The organism is Halorutilus salinus (genome assembly GCF_026242195.1).
Taxonomy (GTDB): Archaea; Halobacteriota; Halobacteria; order Halobacteriales; family Halorutilaceae; genus Halorutilus; species Halorutilus salinus.
Genome location: NZ_RKLV01000001.1, coordinates 273,091 through 293,049 on the forward strand (window position 1 = coordinate 273,091; position 19,959 = coordinate 293,049).

Genomic DNA, 19,959 nt, shown 5'->3' on the forward strand with positions numbered 1-19,959 from the left:
CGGTGGTCGACACGTACGAACAGGTTGAGGCACCCGAGGTTCTATGCCGCGCTTCGGGTAGCGGAATACTCGGAACATTTTCGAATGATGAAAAGTACGGTCATCAAGGAAGCGAGGTCTGGGGACCGACCGACCTCAACTCACAGATAAGCAACCAGAGGCTCGCGGTAGGCACGAACCAGAAAGGTACGATGACGCTGTTCAAGTACCCGAACCCTTCCTACGCGGATCAGATAAAGCACCACGCCTTCGACCGACGCGAAGACTACTACGGTTCTGATCCCAACTCAGGCGCATTCCTAGGGGCAGTAATCACCAAGGAAGACGGGACTCAGGAGTCTACCTGGTTCCGTGAATGGGGACCTCTCAACACCACCGACCCTGACTACGGGGATCATGTGAACCAGACCTGGGCATCGGAGTTCAGTGATACATTGATAACCCGGTACGGCAACGACAGACTCGGTCTCGATGTTACCGTCACGAACCTTGTGCCCAAGGAGCACGATGTCTTTATACGTGACGTATATGTTGACGCACGCGATGGATCGCCCGTAGAAGAAGTTGAAGTTGTCTCGTACGAGAACTTCAATCTCGTTGACGACAAGGACTCGCTTTCACCGACGCAGGACTGGTGTAGCGAGGGTGAGAATGCCGAAACGGCGGAGTACGACGCGGGTTCGGACGCCGTTCTGCACCATTCCCCCACGGATCCGTGGTCGGAGAGCGGCGCTGAGTTCTCAGTCGCGACCGGGATGGCTTTCGACGGCGAGAGCACCCAGCATCAGGTCGCCGGCGATGACTACATGGGCGACAGTCCGAACGACCCCTACGTATTGCTTAGTGACGGCAACTTTGACCTACCCGGTGAGGAAAGCTACACGGGGCAGACCTCGGTAGCGATGACGAAGGATATCGGGTTTGATGACGGACAGGGGAGCGCACGCGTATACTTCGCCGCGGCGCACGATAAGGAGCCAAACAAGGATCTAAGCGATGAGGTCGCAACGAAGATAGAGAACGCACGTGACCTCTCGGTGCAGGACGAGATCCAGGACAAGGAGGAATGGTTCAGACAGTACGTCGAAGACGCGCCGATGCCTGAGAACGCACCGGAAAACGTCAAGAAGGTCGCGCGACGTTCGCTGGTTTCGATAGTTCAGGCGTGGAACGATGAAACCGTGAACGAACACGGCTTCAGCGGTAACATACCTGCCGCGGTAACAACCCAGCCTCCTTACGGAGCAGACTGGATACGTGACGGCGCTTACTTCGATTACATTATAGACAGGTTCATATCCGGCGACGGAAGACACGACTGGGTCAACCAGCACAACCGGTGGTATATGTCACTACAGCAGAACCCTGACGGTCCGTGTCCCGAACACTGCCACGACAACATGAAGGACTACAACTACGCCGACCTCGTGCCGCAGGTTAGCTCAGTCCCTGAAGGCGGATGGGCGATGAACTACTACGCTGACGGCGACGTCGCGGCACCGATAGGCGGCGAGATAGACGAGACGGCTTACGGAGCATGGACGTTCTGGGATCATTATGCAGTCACGGGTAACGAGACCTATCTACAGCGTATCTATCCTGCCATAAGGCTCGTCGGCGATCGTCTAACCTACGACTGCGTCGACGAAGACACCGGACTACAGTGTCAGCGACCCGAAGACGACAACCCGAAGAAAACACAGACTATAATCGGCGGAGCGTCGGCACACGCAGGTCTCTCAGCGGCTACGAAGGCGGCGTCGGAGATGTACGGTATCACAGGCGACGAAGCCTATGCGGACGAGGCACGCGCCTACGCAGAACGCCGCGACGAACTCGGTCAGGCGATAGAGAAGGAGTACTGGAACGAAACCGCAGGCTACTACGGCGAAAAGAAAGGGGGACCGAGTCCACGTGTCGGTATGCCGGCTTTCCTGCGTCCGTACGACGACCCGAGGATGAAGGAGCATATGGCGAGCATGTGGGGTAGCGTCAACGCGACGTTCCAAGGCGAACTTGACCAAGGTCAATACGAAGCAAAGACGCTTATCGGACTCGGTCTCGCGGCACAGAGATCCGAGGATCCGGCTGTCGAAGTAGACCACATAAGGGACGGCTTGAACTGGATAGCCGACAACCATGCACGATCCAACTCCACCTACATAATGGGTGAGGCATGGGTGCGCGAAACGTACGCCGACGGAGAGATAGACTCCGCACAAGGTCAGCCCCATATCTGGGAGCAGGGGCTGTTCTACCTATCCTCGCTCATCGCGTACGGAAACGAAACAGCGAGGGAAAGGATAGGTAAGGACGTATACGAGGAGTGGCGCAAGCACGACGCCAAACTCACCGGTGTGGACGTAGGTTCGGGCGTCTACACCTACGGCGACACGGTCGAAGCAACGGCGACGGTCGTCAACGACGCCGAGGTTTCGCAGAACTACACCGTTGAGTTCACCGTCAACGGTTCAAACGGTGAGGTGACCGCAGAGGAACGCGAGGTCGGGGCTATCCCCGCCGGCGGTAACGAGACCGTAACGCTGACGTGGGACGCCGGTTCGGATGCAGGTAGCTACGACGCTACGGTCACCGTCTGGAAGGCTGAGGGCGATCCCGCTGTCGAACCCACGGCGCTGTCGAGCGACGGGTTCAGACACACCCGACTTGACTCGACGACGGTCTCCGAAGCCTTCGATGTACGTGGTCTTGTCGGCGAGACCGGCAGGGTTGAGGTAACCGCCGACGACGAGTCGGCGGGCGGTGTCGGCGACACGCAGTGGGTACCGTTCGACAACGAGTACGACGATCCTGTCGTGGTCGTCAAGCCCGCGTCATACAACGGCGGACAGACCGCACACTTCCGTCTCAACGGCGTCGAGTCCGACGGCTTCTACGTACAGGTCGAGCAGTGGGACTACCAGATAAACGACGGCATGGGTTCGCACGTTACGGAGACTGCGAACTACGTAGTGATGGAGAGCGGCGTCCACGAGATACCGACCGGCTCCGGAACGGTGACGGTCGAGGCGGGCGTCCGTAACGGCGTCACGAACAGCGGCAACCACCCTGACTGTTCCGGCTGGTTCAGCGGATGCAGTAACAGGTGGTACGACGTCTCGTTCGACGCCGGCTTCGACTCGACGCCCGTCGTTATCGCGGGGTCGCAGACCGAGTCGGGCGGCGGATGGCTCAACAACATCTACGACTCCGCCGTGACGCGCGTCAAGGGTGTCGACGCCTCCGGATTCAGAACCGAGATACGTGAGCAGGAAGGCGGCGACGGCACTAACGGTGACGGACATCCCGCCGAACCTGTCGGATACATCGCCTTTGAGCAAGGAACAGGCTCCAACGGGGGTAACGTCTGGGACGCTTCCGCATCCGACACCGTCGGAGACTCGTGGGGTTACACCTTCTTCGACGCGTACTTCGACTACGAATCGACGCCTGTCGTGGTCGCCCAGACACAGACGTTCAACGAGGGCGGCGAGAACACACACAACCTGCGTTACGACTCGCTCTACTCGTACGGTCTTGAGTTCAAGATAGAGGAGGAGACGAGCGGTGACTCCGAGACGAGCCATACCGACGAAACCCTCGGATACGTCGCTTTCGAGGGCGAAGGTGGGATATACGACAACGGCGGGTAGACGACTGCGTAACGTCGGTGGAGTCTTAACCGTCGGTGACGTATCTCTTATATGGACGAAGACGAACTACCTTCTTCCGAGGTCGAGTGGCGCGACTGCCTAACAGAGGAGGAGTACCGTATACTACGCGAGTCGGGCACCGAACCCAAGTTCTCTGGCGAGTACGTCGACAAGAAGGACGACGGCGCGTACGTCTGTGCGGGATGCGGCGCGGAGCTGTTCGACTCCGAAACCAAGTTTGGATCCGGAACCGGCTGGCCCAGCTTCTACGACGCTAAGGAAGACGCCGTCGAGTTCCGTGAGGACACGAGCCACGGTATGGTGCGGACGGAGGTCGTCTGCGCGACCTGCGACGGACATCTTGGACATGTCTTCGACGACGGTCCTGAGCCGACGGGTAAACGGTACTGCATAAACAGCGTCGCGCTCGGCTTCGACGAGGAATGAGTAACGGCGACAGCGAAGGCGTTGACGAGGAGACGACGCGTAGACGTATCGCCGACCATCTCCGCGACGAGGACGCAACACCGTCCGAACTCGCCGAGGCTCTCGATCTACATCTACGTTCGGTATACGCCAGCCTGAGCCACGTTTCGCGGTCGGTTGAGGCGGGCGACGAACGTCTCCTCGTCGTGCCTCCCGAATGCTCCAACTGCGGCTTCTCGGGGTTCGACGACCCTCTTGGCCGACCTTCACGGTGTCCGTCGTGTAAGAGCGAACGTATCGAAGAACCCGTCTTGCGTCTCGACTAAACCGGCGTCTTTACGACCGTCACGGGGATGCTCGACGTACGCAGGACGCGGTCGGTTACGCTACCCAGAAGCTGTCTGTACTCGCCCGTACGCTCCTTCGTTCCCATGATGATCAGGTCGGCGTCCACACCCTTTGCGTGGCTCAGTATGTCGTCGTGCGGCGTACCGTGTTCGACCGTCGTCACGACCTCGACGCCCGCCTCGCGTGCGCTCTCGGCGACATCTTCGACAGCCTCGTTTCCTTCCTGTTCGAGCGCCGTCTCCAGCCCCTCATGGTCGTGTACGTACTCGTCGCCGCTGTACGCCTTGTACACGTCCTCGTCAACGACGTAGAGAACGTGGAGCGTCGCGTCGTGCGCCGCCGCCGTCTCCACGGCACTCTCCGCGGCGCGTCTCGTACCTTTGTCGCCATCCGTCGGGAACACGACTGTGTCGTACATATCCTCAGCCTTCTTTCCGAAGCTTAGTATATCTACCGGTGTTTATACGAACGTTTCCGGGGACTCGTTGAACTCCGCCCTCGAATCCTCGGTTTCGAAGTAGTATATAGACTCGTCGTGTACCGTACAGTAGTCGGCGTCCCTGACGGTTATCTCCGTGCCTGTCACGGGGTCTTCTACGGTTCTGTCGCCGGGCGCGCCTCTACGACCCTTCACGAGAAGCGCGACGAAGACGGTGCCGATGAGGAGGAAGACGGTGTTGAGTAACGTGGTCGGCGTAACGCCGAAGATCGTAAAGCCCTCGCCCTCCGTCGTAACCGCGGCGTCGGGCACGATACCGAGGAAAGAGAAAATGTAGTAGACGATGATACCCGTCATAGCCATGGAGACGAAAAGTATCAGCGTAAGCCTGTTACCTATCTTCTTACCGAATATCTTGCGGTAGATGAGAATCAGCTGAGGCACGATGAGGTCGGCGTAGATGAAGGCGATAACGCCACCGAATGCGAACCCCGAACCCCAGAGCACCGCGGCGAGCGGCACGTTTCCTATGGAGGCGACGAAGGTGGCGACCGAGATGAGGGGTCCTAAGACGCTGTTGTAGACGACCTGCACCGTCCCTGTACCGCCGCCTTCGAAAAGAACCGTCCAGAGGCTGTCCGGAACAGCGGCGGCGATGATACCTGCGAGGAGGAAGCCGATACCGAGCTCCTTCCACAGCATCCTGAGGTCTTTCTTCGTCTGGTTAGCCGCCTCGACCCATCCGTTCCACGACCGTATCTTCTCCTTCCACGACCTCGTGTGTGCGTCGGGGTTCTGCTCGAAAAGCCTCTTACAGCCTTCGGAACAGAAGTAGACCGTCTCGTTCTTGTGCTCCACGGCGATACCGTTCTCGCGGTTGATACGCATCTTACAGACGGGGTCGGTAACGACGGGCTGTTCCTCCTTGATTAGACGCTCACGCACCCACTCCGTTTCGTCGTAGGATATCGTGAGATGGACGAACGTTATAGAGATAAGTATGAAGATGGGCGCGCCGACAGCCTGTGCGACGGCGAACTCCCAGCCGAGAAGCGCCCATATGACGAAGGTCAGACCGATGACGAAGTTTGTCGATGCTATCAGGAACGCAACCGTCGGGATTATCATCGACTCGTCGACGCTCGACCTGCCTTCCTCAACGACGCCGTCGGCGGGTACGTTCGACCCCGGACGGACGAGAACCACGTCGCCCTGTTCGAGTTCATCGACACGAACCTCCTCGGTTCCGTCCTCGGTGACGCGTTCCGCGGTTTCGGGCATCAGGTTTGCGAGTTCGTCGAGAGCACCCGACGCGCGACGTATGCTACGCATCTCTATCCAGTGTCCGAGAAGGAAGATTACGACGAGAGTTACGAGTTCCCAGAAGAACGGTTCGCCTATACCGAGAACGACCGACGCGGCGCTGTATACGAAGGCGACCGTGATGGCGAGCGAGATTAGGAGCATCATACCGGGTTCGCGGTTGCGCGCCTCAACGACCCCCATACGTAGGAAAGGAACGCCGCCGTACGCGAAGACCACTACCGAAAACACCGGCGTCACGTACGCGCTTCCCGGAAACGGTGGCACCCTAAAGCCAAGCCAGCTCTGAAGCGTTACGCTGTACGCCAGAACGGGTATAGACAGGACGAGACAGACGAAGAAACGGCGACGGAACATATCCTCGTGTCCCGAATGGTCGACCATCGCACCGCCACCGTGGTCGTGACCGTCGTGGTCGTCTTCCGTCGGTTTCTCGGTGCCCGAACCGTCTGTTTGGGCGTGGTCTGTGTGTTGGTCAGCCTCAGTCTCGGGGTCGGTCATACTATACCCCTACCACACCAACCTGCCGTATCCCTCTTACGGTGGCTCTCACGATACCGCGCCGAACTCATCGCCGACCACCGAAACGACACGGTCGAAACGTTCGTGAACCTCCTCCGCGATACCGTCGAGCGAGGGGTTGTCGGCGGTTCCTACCAGCTTCTGTGGATCCACCGCGCTCACCACGACTTCGCCGTCGTCCTTCTCGTACACGATGACGTTACACGGAAGGAGAGCGCCGAGTTCCACCTCCTCGTTCAGGGCTTCGTACGCGAGGTTCGGGTTACACGCGCCGAGAATCCGGTACCGTCGGAACCCCTCGTCGAGCTTCTTTTCGAACGTCGCCTGAACGTCGATGTCACAGAGAACGCCGAAACCCTCGTCTTCGAGCGCGTCGATAGCGAACTCAACGACCTCGTCGAACTCGGCGTCGACGGAGGTTCGTACGGTGTATCCTTCTCCCATTCTTCAGTCCTCCGTGAGCTTTCTGCGACGCTCCCTGAGCTCCTCCTCGTCTATATCGCCTCTCGCGTACCTCCCGCGGAGTATCTCCATGGCTTCGTTATCCTTTCCGTCGCTCTTCCCTCCGAACGCCCAGTAGACGAAGCCGACGACGGCGGCGACGAGCACGACCATCCACAGCAACATCATACCGACACCGAACCAGCCGCCGCCGGTTCCCATCGCACCGCCGTCCCATCCATGGTGGTATCCGTCCGCGCCGTTCGCTACCGCCGTCATGCTCAACGGGTACAGTGCAACCGCACCTACCAGCAGTTGTGTTAGTCTTCTGAACACATCTCAATATTGTAACCGTAGGTTTATCTCCTTTTTTGTTAAGAAAGTTAGGCGGCTTCATCGCTGTGTTTCTCCGGATGGGTATGCGTATAGGTCTGAAACGCCTAACATAGTTAGACAAACGCGGCTTCAGGATAATAGACAAAGCCGCGCTCACGCACCACCACGTCGGAAACCGCCGCCCGTCCGTCGGAAGACGAAACTGCGTGAGCTGAGACGGGCGAAGAGCTACTTAGACGCCCTGAGCGGACCGCCGCCGCGTCCTCTCGACACGTACATCCTGTTTACCATACCGATATGGTCGGCGACGGTCGCGCCGAGCACACGCATCTCGTCGCCCATCTCGGAGTCGTAGTCGCGCGCTATCGGAACGTTGCGTCCCTCCATCTCCATCGACAGCGGGAGTGATTCGAGGACGGGGAGGTCGTATTCGTCGGCTATACTGTTACCGCCTCCCGCGCCGAAAAGCTCGTACTCGCTACCGCACGTACACCGGAACTCGCGCATGTTCTCGACGACACCCAGAACCGGGACGTCGTGTTCCTGAAACATACGTACGCCCCTGCGCGAGTCGTCGACGGCTACCTGCTGAGGCGTCGTTACGACGACCGCACCCGTGACTTCAAGCGTCTGTACGAGCCAGATGGGGACGTCGCCGGTTCCCGGTGGCATGTCGATAACGAGGTAGTCGAGACCGCCCCACTCGACCTCCTCCGTGAACGTATCGAGTACCTTGTGAACCTTGGGACCACGTAACGTCGCCGCCTCTCCGTCGGGGAGCATCGAATGGAGGCTCATAACCTTGACGCCGTTCGACTCCGGGGGTACGAGCGTCTTGTCGTCGAGAGCCGAAAGCTCGCCCTCCAGAGCCATCTTGTGGGGAACGTTGGGTCCGTGTATATCCCCGTCGAGTATACCGACCTCCGCGCCCATCTCGTCAAGCCCTGCGGCGAGGTTCGCCGCGACAGTCGTCTTGCCGACGCCGCCCTTACCCGACGTGACGGCGATGGTGTTCTTGATATCCCTGAGCTTCGACGGTATACGCGGGGGTTCGGTTCTAAGCCGTGGTCGTAGACCCTCGTTGGCGAGCACCTTACCCACGCGCTCCGCCATCATCGTCTCGGCGGGTGAGTGCGGCGCGTCGAAGGCGAGCGAGACACTGACGATATCCTCCTCACCCATCTCGACGTTCTTTACGAGACCGAGCGACTCTATGTCGTCCTCAAGAACGGGGTCTTCAACCTCGGACAGTACTTCGTGTACCTGTTCCTCGTTCATTTTCTATCTTCCTCCTACCAGAACAGGAATCCCAGTAGGATCGTTAGGACGAACAGCCCGCCCCATAGGGAGGCTATGAAGCTGGCGAGTATACCGACACCGAGGAAGCCTACCTCGGCGTCGCTCGGCTCACCCGCGAACCAGCCTATGAGCACCGAGTAAAGCGGCACGAACACGATGCCGAATATTACTATGGTGCCGGGCTGTATCGCGTTGTACTCGGTTGCGCTCGATCCCACCGCGAGTGCTAAGTCGAGCATTCTTAGTCACCTCCTGTTTCTGTTTCCGTCTCGTGTTCCTTTACAGCCTTTAGCTCTACTATAGGTACGAGCTTCGAGATACCGAGGAAGAACAGCACTATCATAGAAACCGTACCCAATAGAGATGCCATCTCTATAGGCGTCGGGACGTACGCACCCGGCACGTTCTCGTACAGACGTGTCGACGCGTAGATGAGACCTTCCACGACGAAAAGCGTCTTGTCGATGAGAACACCGAGTATGACGCCTACACCCGCGATAACGGTACCGCGGACGCTGAAGTCGAGTATACCGAAGTGCTGGAACGCGACGTACGCAAGAGGGACGGCGACAAGACCGACCGCGAGCCAGTAGACGTTCGAATGGAGCATCGTGTTGACCACAGGCTCAACGTCGCGCGTCGGTGCATAAGCACCCGTGATGAGCTTCTGTAGCTGGAACCATAGCCAGAGGAGTCCGAACAGACCCATCCACCATCCGAGTCCGTGGAATATCTCGTCGGGGAGGACATCCTCCCAGTCGTATACCCTACGGAAGATATAGGCGACGAACATGACGCCGCCCATCGCCGACGTGAGCGCCGCCGAAAGGAACTGTGGCGCTGTCAGACCGCCGTACCAGTTGGGCATCGAGGGCGTTAGCTGGAACAGCCAAGGTATGACGCCGCCGTGTAGCAGAAGCGGTGCGAGAACGATGATGCCGAGCGACAGCCACCACGCCATACGTTCCGCAACCGGATCCTCGTCGGGGTCGTAACGGAACAGAACCGCCGAGTAGACAGGGCTGAGTATGTTTGGTAGCTTGTCACGTAGCTGGTATACGTCGCTTCTCAGCGTCAGAGAGAGGTACGTCCCGGTCATCACGAAGTACAGTGTGATGACGGTTAGATCCCACGCGAGCGGCGACGTATGTACAGTGGTCGGGTACGACTGTACAGTACTCCAGACCATACGGTCGGGTCGTCCGAGATGGACGACGATCATAAGACCCGCCATAGACAGAGCGCCTATGGTCAGCAACTCCGCGATACGTGCGACAGGCTCGTACTTTTCGAGTTCGAACAGACGCGCCGCGGCGGAGACGAGTATGCCGCCGTGGGCGATACCGACCCACCAGACGAACGAGCCTATGTAGAGACCCCACGTCACACCGCCTCCGCTACCCCAGTCGGACAGGTTCGTAACCGCAAGACCGTTCTCAAGCTGGAAGCCGTACGCGACCGCGAATATGAGGAAGCCGACCGTCGCAAGCGCGCCCACGATCATGTACTTCTTTCCCGGCTTCCTCATCGGACGTACGAGGTCTTCGGGTTCGGCGTCGAGCGACATCAGTGATCCCCTCCGCTCTCGTTACCGTCATCGCCCCCGTGTCCGTAGTCGAGGTCGAAGCCGTCACGTTTCTTATGGAGACCGTACGACTCGTAGTCTCCGGGCTTGTCGACCCACTGGTCGTTGGCGTCCGCCGACGGCTGGTGTCCGACGTAGATTACGTTCGGGCGTGTGCCGTACTCCTCCTGGAACCTCCAGCGCGGAACGTGGCGCTGTTCGTTCCATTCGGCGTCCTCGGACGTGGTGTCGTAGCCCGCCTCGGGCTGACCCTTCTCGGAGCCGTCCTCGCTGTGTCTCGTCTGTACCTCTTCGAGGTACTTACGCGGCTTGCTCTCAGGGTCGTTGAGGTCGCCGACGTGTATGGCATCGGTGGGACAGGCTTCGTAGCACGCCGTCGTGCCTTCGAGTTCGGGGTTACCCGAGTCCTGCCTGTGGACACAGAAGACGCATTTGCCCATGATACCTTTCTCGTGTTGGGGACCCGCGGTGTGGTTTCCGTTCTTGTCGTACTTGGGATCGTCGGGACGACCCTCGTTGTCGAGCGCGGGCATGTTCGAGTTCCTTTCACGGAAGCTGGCTATCTTCTCGTCGTCGGGTTCTCCCCACTGGAAGTAGTTGACGCCGTACGGACACGCAACCTGGCAGTAACGGCATCCTATACAGATGTCGTAGTCGGTCAGGACGATGCCGTCGTCCTCGCGTTTGTGCCTTGCGCGTACGGGACAGACGCTGACACAAGGCGGGTTGGAGCAGTGCTGACACGGACGTATGAGGAACTCCGCCTCGTCCCTGTCCTTCTCCTGATACTGGAAGACGAACTGCCATAGCTGTCCGTTCGCCGTCTGGTTCTCGTAGTCGCACGCCTGTGCGCAGTGCGCACCGCCTATGCAGGCGTCGACATCGATCACGAAACCCATCTGAACCCTGTCGTTCTTCGTACCGGGTCCTGCGGGCGCTACCTGCTCCTCCTGATCGTCGTCCCAGATACCGCTTGGGTTACGGTTGCTCCACGTACCCGCCGCGATACCCGCCGCGGCGACACCGACCGACTTGAGGACGGAGCGGCGCGAGAAGCCGTCGTCGTCATCGCCGCCGTCGAAGCCGTCACCGTCGCCACCCTCACCGCCGTCACCGCCGCCGATAGCGCCTCCGTTGTCGTACGGCTTAGGTACGGGTTCCGCTACCACCTCGTCGTCGAGCGCCGTACTGACCGTCTCCTCGTCGAGGGGTTCGGCGCTCGTCGGGTCGGTCGGACGCGCGTCTATACCGAACTCCTCCCCAACCTTGTCGTTGTGGCGTGAGTAGAACTCCTCCTCCGAGATCTTACCCTGCGACAGCCTCTGTGCGTCACGTGCTAACTCGACACCGAGTTCGGTATCGAACTCGACCTCCGAAAGTGTCTCGCGGGCGTCCTCCTCCCACTCAGATCCGAATGAATGTCTTGCTGTATCTTCTGTACTCAAACTTGTGTCCTCCGTTTGGTCACGTTTGACGGGAATCCCACTTAACCGTTGTTTTACGTCCCTGTGAACTCCCAACGTGCGGGACTCCGTCTGCCTCAAACTGCCGCTACGACACGCATAGTAATGAATACGGCGGTATCTACCGACCGTCCACCCTCAGCGCCGACCCCGGAGACGGTCGAGAAGCCTGTAGTCATGGTCGGGTGTGTAGCCGCGGAAAAGTAGGCTGTTCGTCAGCACCGAGACGCTCGAAAACGCCATCGCCGCGGCGGCGAGTACGGGCTGGAGGAGACCGAGGGACGCGAGCGGTATCATCGCCGTGTTGTAACCGAGCGCCCAGACGAGGTTCTGCTTTATCTTCTGAAGCGTCGCGTCGGAGATACGTATCGCCTTGACGACATCAAGAGGGTCGTCACGCATCAGCGTCACGTCCGCCGCCTCTATTGCAACGTCCGTTCCCGAACCTATCGCCGTGCCGACGTATGCGACGGCGAGCGCAGGGGCGTCGTTTACACCGTCGCCCACCATCATCGCCTTCCTACCGCCGTCCTGTATCTCCTCGACTGCGTCCGACTTGTCGTCGGGGAGAACCTCGGCGCGTACGTTTCCGGTGTCGATACCGACCTCCTCGGCGACCGCGCGCGCCGTACGTTCGTTGTCGCCGGTTATCATCATGACATCGACGCCGCGCTTCTTCAGAGCCGAGACGGCTTCTCCGGCGCTCTCCTTGACCGTGTCGGCGTCGGCGACGACACCAACGAGTTCGCCCTCGTAGGCGATGAGCATCGCCGTCTTACCCTCGCCTTCGAGCCTTTCCATCGTCTCTTCGGCAGGCGACGGGTCGATACCGTTGTCCCGAAGCAGTTTGCGGTTGCCGGCGAGGACTTCGCCCTCACCGACCGTGGCGCGAACCCCGTGTCCAGGGACGTTCTCGAACTCCTCGGGGTCGGTCACGTCGATGCCGCGCTCCTCCGCGCCCTCGACGATTGCACGGGCGAGCGGGTGCTCGCTCCCGCTCTCCGCCGCCGCCGCGAGCCGGAGGACATCGTCCTCGGAGAGCCTGTCACGGGCGGTCAGCTCCCCACCATCGGCGGCTGTATCACCTCCGTCGGTGACTGCTTGCCCGTCACCGTCGAAGACGACCACGTCGGTTAGCTCCATCTCTCCCTCGGTTAACGTCCCCGTCTTGTCGAATACGACGGTGTCGACGTCCTTTGCGCGTTCGAGTATGTCGCCGCCCTTGAACAGTACGCCGTTACCCGCGCCGATCGTCGTGCCGACCATCGTCGCCGCGGGGGTTGCGAGTCCGAGGGCGCACGGGCACGCGATGAGGACGGCGGAGGCGAAGACGATTACTGCGAACTCGAAGGCGGACACTGTACCGCCGACGACCTCGGGTCCACCAGCGACCTGTCCCCATACAGGGAGCGCATCGACGAAGCCGGCGAGCGCCTCCGGAAACATGAACCAGACGACGCTCCACAGAACCGCGTTGAGTATAACCGCGGGGACGAAGTAGGCTGAGATACGGTCGGCGACGTTCTGTATATCGGGCTGACGTGACTGGGCGTCCTTGACCGTACGCACTATCTGCTGTAACGCCGTGTCCTCGCCCACCTTGGTCGCCTCGACGGTCAACACGCCGTTCTCGTTTACGGTCGAGCCAACCACCTCGTCGCCCTCCGACTTCTCGACGGGGACGGACTCGCCCGTTACCATCGACTCGTCGACGGCGGACTCACCGTCCACGACGGTACCGTCGGTGGGTATCTTCTCGCCCGGACGTACCTTCATACGGTCGCCGACCTCGACATCCTCAAGCGGTATCTCCTCCTCGTCACCGTCCTCGTCAACAACCGTCGCTGTCTCCGCCTCCATCTCCAGAAGCTCACGGAGAGCCTCGCCCGCGCGTCCCTTCGACCGTGCTTCAAGATAGTTTCCGAGAGTGATGAAGACGAGTATAAGCGCGGCGGTGTCGAAGTAGAGTCCGCCCGCGATAGCACCCGCAAGGACGGCGACGGAGTAGACGTACGCCGTCGTGGAACCGAGCGCTATGAGAACGTCCATGTTCGCACGCCCGTTCTTGACGAGAGCCTTGTACGAGTTCTTGTAGAACGGGTATCCGAGTACGAACTGGACGGGCGTGGCGAGGGCTAACTGTACCCATTCAACACCGATACCAAAGACGGAATCGGGGACAATCTCACCGCCGAGGAGGAACTTTTCGACGAGAAGGAAAAGAAGGGGCGCGGAGAGCACAGCGCCGAAGACGGTTAGGCGAAACTGCCGGCGTATCTCGTCCTCGCGCGCCGTGTCGCGTGCATCCGCGCCATCGCCGCCGTCCCCCTCCTCCCGAACCGGCGTGTAGCCCGCGTCCTCAACGGCGTCGTACAGATCCTCGACGGACGTTTCCTCCGGGTTGTACCGCACCGTACCCTCGTCGGTGGCGTAGTTAACGTCCGGCTTAACGACACCGGGTACGGATCCGAACGCCTCCTCGTTCGTCTCGGCGCAGTTGGCGCACGTCATGTCCGAGATACCGACGGTCACCGTCTCCGAGACGGCTGTGTATCCCGCGTCGTCGACGGCGTCGTATATCTCAGCGAGAGAGACGACCTCAGGGTCGTACCCGACCGTCGCCTCGTCCGAAGCGAAGTTGACATCGACGTTCTCGACGCCTTCGAGACCGCCTACGGCGTCCTCGACCGATTCGGCGCAGGTGGAGCAGGACATCCCTGTGATCCCTATACGAGTGTTTCGTGTCATCGTGTGTACATAGGTGCCTCAGGTTAATGTCTCTTTTCGCTAACCAATTAAGCCGTTGCCGTCGTGAGGTACTCGGTTAGAAGCCGTCCCACACCGACTTTTACCTAACTTTCTTAACTTAGCCCGCGTATAACCTAACCATGAAAACCACACTCGACGACACCGACGCCGAGATACTCCGCGCTCTCGTCGAAGACGGCAGGAAGCCGTACTCGGAGATAGCCGACGAGGTCGGTATGTCGTCGCCCGCGGTCATCGACCGCGTCGACGGTATGCGCGAAAAAGGCGTCATAGAGGGCTTCGAGGCGCGCCTCGATCCGTCGGTTCTCGGAACCACACGTCTCGTCGTCCGTTTCGGTGTCTCGCCCTCCGACACGCGCTCCGTCGCGGATACACTCGCACACGACGGACGCGTCGAGAACGTCTACGTCTCCGCCGATGCGACCGTGACGGTTATCGCAAACGCCGAACCCGACGAGGCGTCATCCCTTGCCGAGGAAGCCGACGCCGAAGTACACCGGATAGATGTCGAGGTTGTCGTCGACGAGAGACATACACCCACAGTCCGTCGACCCTCGTTCGCCCCCGACTGTGTCGAATGCGGAAACACGGTCGACGAAGAGGGCGTCACGACACGTATCGCGGGCGACGTCTACCACTTCTGCTGTACGTCGTGCGAATCGGCTTTCCGTGACCGGTACGCCGAACTCGGATGAAGACCTCCGCCACCAAACGGAAAACATAAACTGCGCGGCTTCATATCCGGAGGTATGGCAAACGAAACGAGAAGCGTGAAGGAGGTCGTCCCATACGTGGGCATCGTAGCCCTCGCGTTCTTCATAGCCGGATTCCTGACCTTCTCGCTGTACAACGGTGTCGTAAACGAGGTCTACCCTTGGCCTTACACGCATTTCGAGAACAACATGACGTTCTTCGGTGCTTGGATGGGCGCTTGGGTGGTTGCGGGCGTAGCAACCGGCGTCTACTACGGACGTAAGTAGACGGAACGGACGTACCCCCGCTTCGCGTACCTGCCGAACAGCTTACTTACCCGAGTCTTCGTTTTCCGAACGGTTCATGGGTCGGCGCGGTTCGAACTACGGTCACTCGTTCGCGTTACTCACTCGTTCACTACTTCGAACCGCGCGCACTCCCCGTTCGCTCACTCGTAAAACTCGTTCGCTCTGGGTCGGCGCGGCTTCGAACCGTGAGGTTTCTAAAAGCTAACGTTGAGCTAAGTCAACCACGCGGTCAATCTCCGTATTCTCAAGTATCAACCTTTCACGCCCATCGTCAACGAAGTCCCGTGGGTTAGTTGTAGCAAACTCAGTCTGACCATCTGCATGACACGCCAAGTCGTGAGCCATGATACAGATATCTCGGTCTGAGCCGTGTATAACTGATAGCAGTGAACGCAGTTCAGGATACTCATCTCGTTTCTCCCACTCCACCGTCGCCGAGTCTACAGCACTCTTTCTTTCTATCGCTTTTTTCTCTATCTCGCGTGAGAGGTTGCGGAGTTCCTCCAGAACCTCTTCTTTACCGGCGAAGTATTTCTCCCAAATACTCCTTGCAGTTCTGGTGGTGACTGTCAAGGAGGAAACAGAACGCAATCACTACTCCGGTATCCAGAAACCCGTTCCGGCTCATAACTTTCCTACAGCATCTCCCTTACTGTGTCGGAGTAAGATTCGGAGATAGTATCGAGAACCCTATCTCCGTTATCGTCTCTCTCAGCTAGCACGTCCCCGCGAATATTCGAAAGCCTGTTCCGGAACTCGGATATTACGGTGGACTTCTCTTGCTCCCACCTCAACATCTGTGCCTCAGGAGTGTTCTGCTCATGCTTGAGACGAAGCTCTATCTTACTGAACGTCTCCCAGAATGACTCCGTAAGTGAGCTTGCGGTTTCTATATCATCACCCTCCAGAACCATACGGACAGTATCTTCCCACCGTAGGAACAGGGAGTATCCTTCACCATACATATCCTTGGGGTACGTACCGTAAACATCATCAAGGGTTTTGAGAGCCAGTTCGGAAGGCGCTTCACCACCTTCGCCGAAATCGGACAAAGTTGTCGACGGTTCTTCCATCTTCAACTGTTGACGGAACTCATCGAATACCCGTATAAACTCCGTCGGGGAATATTTTCTGTACTGGTAACCCTTCAGTCTATGTGAGTCCTCATTTGCGAAATCTGATACCACTTTGTGGACTGCCCTGTCCACGCCCACCCGGTCTCTGTCCCCTATCTCAAACTGACTGTCATCTATCCCCGGCGAGAGTACTATCCGGGTACCTTCCCATGCTGTATCCTCTTTCTCCATGAATAGACCGTCGCTAACAGCAGAGGCGTTCAAAATTTCCCCGTACTGATACCAGTACCGGGGTAGTTTGACATTAATGTCCAGTTCGTCTTGTAGGTATCTATCAGCTATACAGGGAAGCTTCCAGAACTGTGTCTTAGTTACATCCCTTCCGTCGTGCTGGGCTTTCAGTAGCCGCTCAAGTAGTCTGTAGGATAGATAATCTGCGGCGTCATATCTCTTTTTGCCCATCTCTCAACCTAATGTTCCTGAATGGTTCCTCATAAGCTATTGGTATTTTGTCATACTAATGTCAGACGGATCCTGTGCTAATGACGACGGTCTCCCACCCTTCGGTTCCAGAATACTTTGTACACCATGTTTGCCTTTTTGTAGTCACTTAAAGGAACTGACCGCCAACCGCAGACATCTTCGAAACGATGTCCGCCAAACGGCTCTTCCCCATATAAGGGGTCTACGCCTTACTTCGAATCACTCCGAGCGAAGCGAGGATGGGTCGGCGCGGCTTCGAACCGCGGATCTCCGCCGTGTGAAGGCGGTGTCATAGCCAACTAGACCACCGACCCCGGTGTAGAATAACCTCTGGCGTCGCTTCAATCTTTCGTGTCGGTTAAGACCTTCGAGCGTGTAGAACAACCGATGTATGACGCCGTTCTGTTCGACAAAGACGGCGTGCTCGTCGAACTCACCGAGCTTGAGGTTATCCACGACGCCGTTGACGGTACGTTCGCCGAGTTCGGCGTCGAACCGTCACGTGATGATGTCGAACGTCTCGTAGGATGCGACGCCGAAACCGTGGTCGATGTCTGCGGTCGGTACGGCGTCGACCCCGGTGAGTTCTGGCGAAGGCGCGACGCCAACGTCTCGCGTGTACAGCGCGAAGCCTTTGACGCCGGTGAGAAGAAGCCGTACGACGATATAGGCGTCGTAGAACGTATCGCGTCGCGGTGCCCTGTCGGTGTCGTGAGCAACAACCAGCGCGCCACGGTCGATCACGTCGTCGAAAGCCTCGGTATGGGATACGTTGAGACGCGTTACGGACGCGAACATTCGCTCCAGAGCCTCCGTAGAAAGAAGCCGTCGCCCCACTACGTCGAGCGCGCGCTTGAGGACATCGGGGCTGTCGATGCGCTCTACGTCGGTGACTCGCCGAAGGACGTTGTCGCGGCGCATGGCGCGGACGCCGACTCGGCGTTCGTGAGACGTGAGCATAGAGCCGACGCTACCCTCGAAGCCGAACCGACGTACGAGGTCGGCGACCTACACGAACTCGAAGACGAACTGGAGGCGTCGTAATGGCGGCGACCTACTCGCGCGCACGTCTCCGTGTCGGTATACTCAACGTCGGCTTCGTTACAGTCGCCGCCCTCGTCGCTCTCGTCTTCGACCTACCCGAACGCGTCCTGCTGTTCGAGCCTACGCCCGTCGGCGACACGGCGGGTCTTCTGACCGTCGTCACCCTTTACGCGGTCGCAAACGCGCCGTTCGACGTCGCCGGAGGATACGTCCTACCCAAGAGGTACGGCAGACCGTACCCCGAACCCTCCGAGTTTGTCGTCGGATGGCTCCGCGGCGTCGGCGTACAGTCGACCGTCTTCGTCGTATCGGGTGCGGGGCTACTGTACGCGGGACGCGCCGCCGGCGTGACGGGAGCTACCGCCTTCTTCGGTATCGTCACCGTCGCGCTCCTCGTCGCACGCACGTACCTCTCCCGTCTCGTCGGTGGGAACAGACGCGTCTCCGACACCGACGACCGTCTCGGATCCGCGCTCGAATCCTTCGACGACCTCAAACTCGAACCGCCCGACGTTACCGTCTACGACTCGGACGACGGTTCGTTCGTAGGCGCCTCCACGTACTCCGGCGTCGTCGTACCGTCGCTGTGGCTCGAACGTCTGTCACAGGACGAACTCACCGCTGTCCTCGCGCGTCGCACCTCAGCGGTCGAGACGGGGGGTATACGCCGCGGCGTCGCCCTCGCCGTCGCGTGGAACCTCGTCGGCTTCGTCGGCGCTGTAACCCTCGTACCCGGCGCGGGCTTCGCAGACGTAGCCTCGCTCGTAAGCCTCGTTCTCGGGTACGTCATCTGGTCGTTCATCGCCCTCCTCGTCCTCCCCACACCGACACGCGCGGGTGTCTTCGAGGTCGACGCCCGCACCGTCGACGCGGGTGTAGAAGCAGACGTACTCGGCTCCGCGATACGTAAGATAAACGAGACACAGGGCGACGACGAGGAGCGCACACGTCTCGTCGAGTCCGTCTTCCATCCCATACCTTCGGTCGAACGCCGCGTCGAACGTCTCGACACCGACGAAGAGCCGATCCGAGGGGCGTGGAACGCGGCGCGCGTCCGTCTCTACCTCTCATGGGCGGGTCTCGACTTCCTCGCCCGCGCCGTCCACTGCAACGTCGGACGTCCGGGCGTCTGGGTCATACTGCCCGGCGACTGACCTACTCGCTGTACGCGAGTTCGTACACCCACTCGGTGAAGCTACCCGAACGCGGATCGGGGTTCTCCTCTCCTATGAACGGCGATATCATGTCGCCCGCGACGAGCAGGGAGTAGTCGAGCTTTTCGACCACGGGGTACAGTATGTACGTCCGGTTCCCCTCGTGCACACCCTCCTCACGCTCCACGAGACCGCGGTCTTCGAGCTTGCTTGCGATACGGCTTCCTTTACGGCTCGAAACGTCGAGCTCCTTCCAGAGCTGACTCTGTGGGAGACCGTCCTCCGACTCTATGAGGCGCAACGCTCGCCGCTCAACGGATTCGAGTTCGTACCCCGCTGTCGCGGGTTCGTCCTCCTCTTCCTCGGCGTCGTCGTCGCGGTACTCCTCGGCGAGGACGAGCCTGTACGTGTTGTTCCCGTCGTGTGTCGTCTGTTCGCGTTTAACGACGCCCTTCTCCTCCAGCCGTTTGGCGATACGGCTTCCCGTCCTGCTCGTAACGTCGAGTTCCTTCCAGAGCTTGCTCTGGTAGGCGTCGCCCGCCGACCTGATATACTCCACCGCATCCCGCTCGTTCTCCGAAAGGTCTGGTGTCATCG

At 59.4% G+C, this 19,959-nt stretch carries 19 protein-coding genes, 1 tRNA gene and 1 pseudogene; 7 read left to right on the forward strand and 14 right to left on the reverse strand.

Annotated features, from left to right (window positions below; all coding sequences use genetic code 11):
• Positions 1 to 2 precede the first annotated feature (2 nt).
• From EGH25_RS01475 to EGH25_RS01485, 3 genes are read left to right on the forward strand one after another with little or no spacing between them, the layout of a single operon-like run.
• Positions 3 to 3,653 carry a hypothetical protein gene (locus tag EGH25_RS01475; RefSeq protein WP_266085630.1) on the forward strand — a complete coding sequence of 1,217 codons (3,651 nt, stop codon included), beginning with the start codon at positions 3 to 5 and terminating at the stop codon, positions 3,651 to 3,653.
• A gap of 51 nt (positions 3,654 to 3,704) precedes the next feature.
• Positions 3,705 to 4,100 carry a peptide-methionine (R)-S-oxide reductase MsrB gene (msrB, locus tag EGH25_RS01480; RefSeq protein ID WP_266085631.1) on the forward strand — a complete coding sequence of 132 codons (396 nt, stop codon included), beginning with the start codon at positions 3,705 to 3,707 and terminating at the stop codon, positions 4,098 to 4,100.
• Positions 4,097 to 4,405 carry a transcriptional regulator gene (locus tag EGH25_RS01485; RefSeq protein ID WP_266085633.1) on the forward strand — a complete coding sequence of 103 codons (309 nt, stop codon included), beginning with the start codon at positions 4,097 to 4,099 and terminating at the stop codon, positions 4,403 to 4,405. Before msrB ends, EGH25_RS01485 begins: the two co-directional genes overlap by 4 nt.
• Here the strand turns inward: EGH25_RS01485 and EGH25_RS01490 are convergent.
• From EGH25_RS01490 to EGH25_RS01535, 9 genes are all read right to left on the reverse strand, one after another.
• Positions 4,402 to 4,845, reverse strand: a complete 444-nt coding sequence (locus EGH25_RS01490; RefSeq protein WP_266085635.1) for a universal stress protein — start codon at positions 4,843 to 4,845, stop codon at positions 4,402 to 4,404. The two genes, EGH25_RS01485 and EGH25_RS01490, sit on opposite strands and share 4 nt — an antisense overlap.
• A 42-nt stretch (positions 4,846 to 4,887) precedes the next feature.
• A complete protein-coding gene (locus tag EGH25_RS01495) occupies positions 4,888 to 6,690 on the reverse strand; it encodes a permease (protein WP_266085637.1) in 1,803 nt (600 codons plus the stop codon).
• Positions 6,691 to 6,738: 48 nt separating this feature from the next.
• Positions 6,739 to 7,155 carry a DUF302 domain-containing protein gene (locus EGH25_RS01500; protein WP_266085638.1) on the reverse strand — a complete coding sequence of 139 codons (417 nt, stop codon included), beginning with the start codon at positions 7,153 to 7,155 and terminating at the stop codon, positions 6,739 to 6,741.
• A gap of 3 nt (positions 7,156 to 7,158) precedes the next feature.
• Positions 7,159 to 7,488, reverse strand: a complete 330-nt coding sequence (locus EGH25_RS01505; protein WP_266085639.1) for an SHOCT domain-containing protein — start codon at positions 7,486 to 7,488, stop codon at positions 7,159 to 7,161.
• Positions 7,489 to 7,716: 228 nt separating this feature from the next.
• Complete coding sequence (locus EGH25_RS01510) at positions 7,717 to 8,766, reverse strand: Mrp/NBP35 family ATP-binding protein (protein WP_266085640.1); 1,050 nt, start codon at positions 8,764 to 8,766, stop codon at positions 7,717 to 7,719.
• A 14-nt stretch (positions 8,767 to 8,780) separates the two neighbouring features.
• Entirely contained in the window at positions 8,781 to 9,026 is a 246-nt protein-coding gene (locus EGH25_RS01515) for a hypothetical protein (RefSeq protein WP_266085641.1), read from the reverse strand.
• Between the two features lie 2 nt (positions 9,027 to 9,028).
• Positions 9,029 to 10,354 (reverse strand): NrfD/PsrC family molybdoenzyme membrane anchor subunit, encoded by a 1,326-nt coding sequence (nrfD, locus tag EGH25_RS01520; protein ID WP_266085642.1) that lies wholly within the window; start codon positions 10,352 to 10,354, stop codon positions 9,029 to 9,031.
• Positions 10,354 to 11,817, reverse strand: a complete 1,464-nt coding sequence (locus EGH25_RS11875) for a 4Fe-4S ferredoxin N-terminal domain-containing protein (RefSeq protein ID WP_276591852.1) — start codon at positions 11,815 to 11,817, stop codon at positions 10,354 to 10,356. Before EGH25_RS11875 ends, nrfD begins: the two co-directional genes overlap by 1 nt.
• Positions 11,818 to 11,973: 156 nt before the next feature.
• The gene (locus EGH25_RS01535; protein WP_266085644.1) at positions 11,974 to 14,583 is read right to left on the reverse strand and encodes a heavy metal translocating P-type ATPase; all 2,610 of its coding nucleotides are present in this window, start codon (positions 14,581 to 14,583) and stop codon (positions 11,974 to 11,976) included.
• Positions 14,584 to 14,723: 140 nt separating this feature from the next.
• Between EGH25_RS01535 and EGH25_RS01540 the strand changes: the two genes are divergently transcribed.
• Together EGH25_RS01540 and EGH25_RS01545 are read left to right on the forward strand one after the other, a co-directional pair.
• A complete protein-coding gene (locus EGH25_RS01540; protein WP_266085646.1) occupies positions 14,724 to 15,299 on the forward strand; it encodes an AsnC family transcriptional regulator in 576 nt (191 codons plus the stop codon).
• Positions 15,300 to 15,353: 54 nt separating this feature from the next.
• Entirely contained in the window at positions 15,354 to 15,584 is a 231-nt protein-coding gene (locus tag EGH25_RS01545) for a hypothetical protein (RefSeq protein WP_266085647.1), read from the forward strand.
• 222 nt (positions 15,585 to 15,806) lie between these two features.
• On the opposite strand, the gene EGH25_RS01550 is transcribed toward EGH25_RS01545, so the two are convergent.
• The 3 genes from EGH25_RS01550 to EGH25_RS01560 all read right to left on the reverse strand — a co-directional run bounded on the left by EGH25_RS01550 (position 15,807) and on the right by EGH25_RS01560 (position 17,478).
• The gene (locus tag EGH25_RS01550; RefSeq protein ID WP_266085648.1) at positions 15,807 to 16,178 is read right to left on the reverse strand and encodes a hypothetical protein; all 372 of its coding nucleotides are present in this window, start codon (positions 16,176 to 16,178) and stop codon (positions 15,807 to 15,809) included.
• Positions 16,179 to 16,240: 62 nt separating this feature from the next.
• Positions 16,241 to 17,143, reverse strand: a complete 903-nt coding sequence (locus EGH25_RS01555) for a hypothetical protein (protein ID WP_266085649.1) — start codon at positions 17,141 to 17,143, stop codon at positions 16,241 to 16,243.
• A gap of 261 nt (positions 17,144 to 17,404) precedes the next feature.
• Positions 17,405 to 17,478: transfer RNA gene (locus EGH25_RS01560), tRNA-Val, on the reverse strand.
• A gap of 73 nt (positions 17,479 to 17,551) precedes the next feature.
• Between EGH25_RS01560 and EGH25_RS01565 the strand changes: the two genes are divergently transcribed.
• Both EGH25_RS01565 and EGH25_RS01570 read left to right on the forward strand, forming a co-directional pair.
• The gene (locus EGH25_RS01565) at positions 17,552 to 18,208 is read left to right on the forward strand and encodes an HAD family hydrolase (RefSeq protein WP_266085651.1); all 657 of its coding nucleotides are present in this window, start codon (positions 17,552 to 17,554) and stop codon (positions 18,206 to 18,208) included.
• Positions 18,208 to 19,362 (forward strand): M48 family metalloprotease, encoded by a 1,155-nt coding sequence (locus tag EGH25_RS01570; protein ID WP_266085653.1) that lies wholly within the window; start codon positions 18,208 to 18,210, stop codon positions 19,360 to 19,362. The genes EGH25_RS01565 and EGH25_RS01570 overlap by 1 nt, the downstream gene beginning before the upstream one ends.
• A 1-nt stretch (position 19,363) precedes the next feature.
• On the opposite strand, the gene EGH25_RS12205 is transcribed toward EGH25_RS01570, so the two are convergent.
• Both EGH25_RS12205 and EGH25_RS12210 read right to left on the reverse strand, forming a co-directional pair.
• Complete coding sequence (locus tag EGH25_RS12205) at positions 19,364 to 19,663, reverse strand: helix-turn-helix transcriptional regulator (protein ID WP_420841076.1); 300 nt, start codon at positions 19,661 to 19,663, stop codon at positions 19,364 to 19,366.
• 129 nt (positions 19,664 to 19,792) lie between these two features.
• A pseudogene (locus tag EGH25_RS12210) lies at positions 19,793 to 19,957 on the reverse strand (helix-turn-helix transcriptional regulator); the annotation flags it as partial.
• Positions 19,958 to 19,959 lie beyond the last annotated feature (2 nt).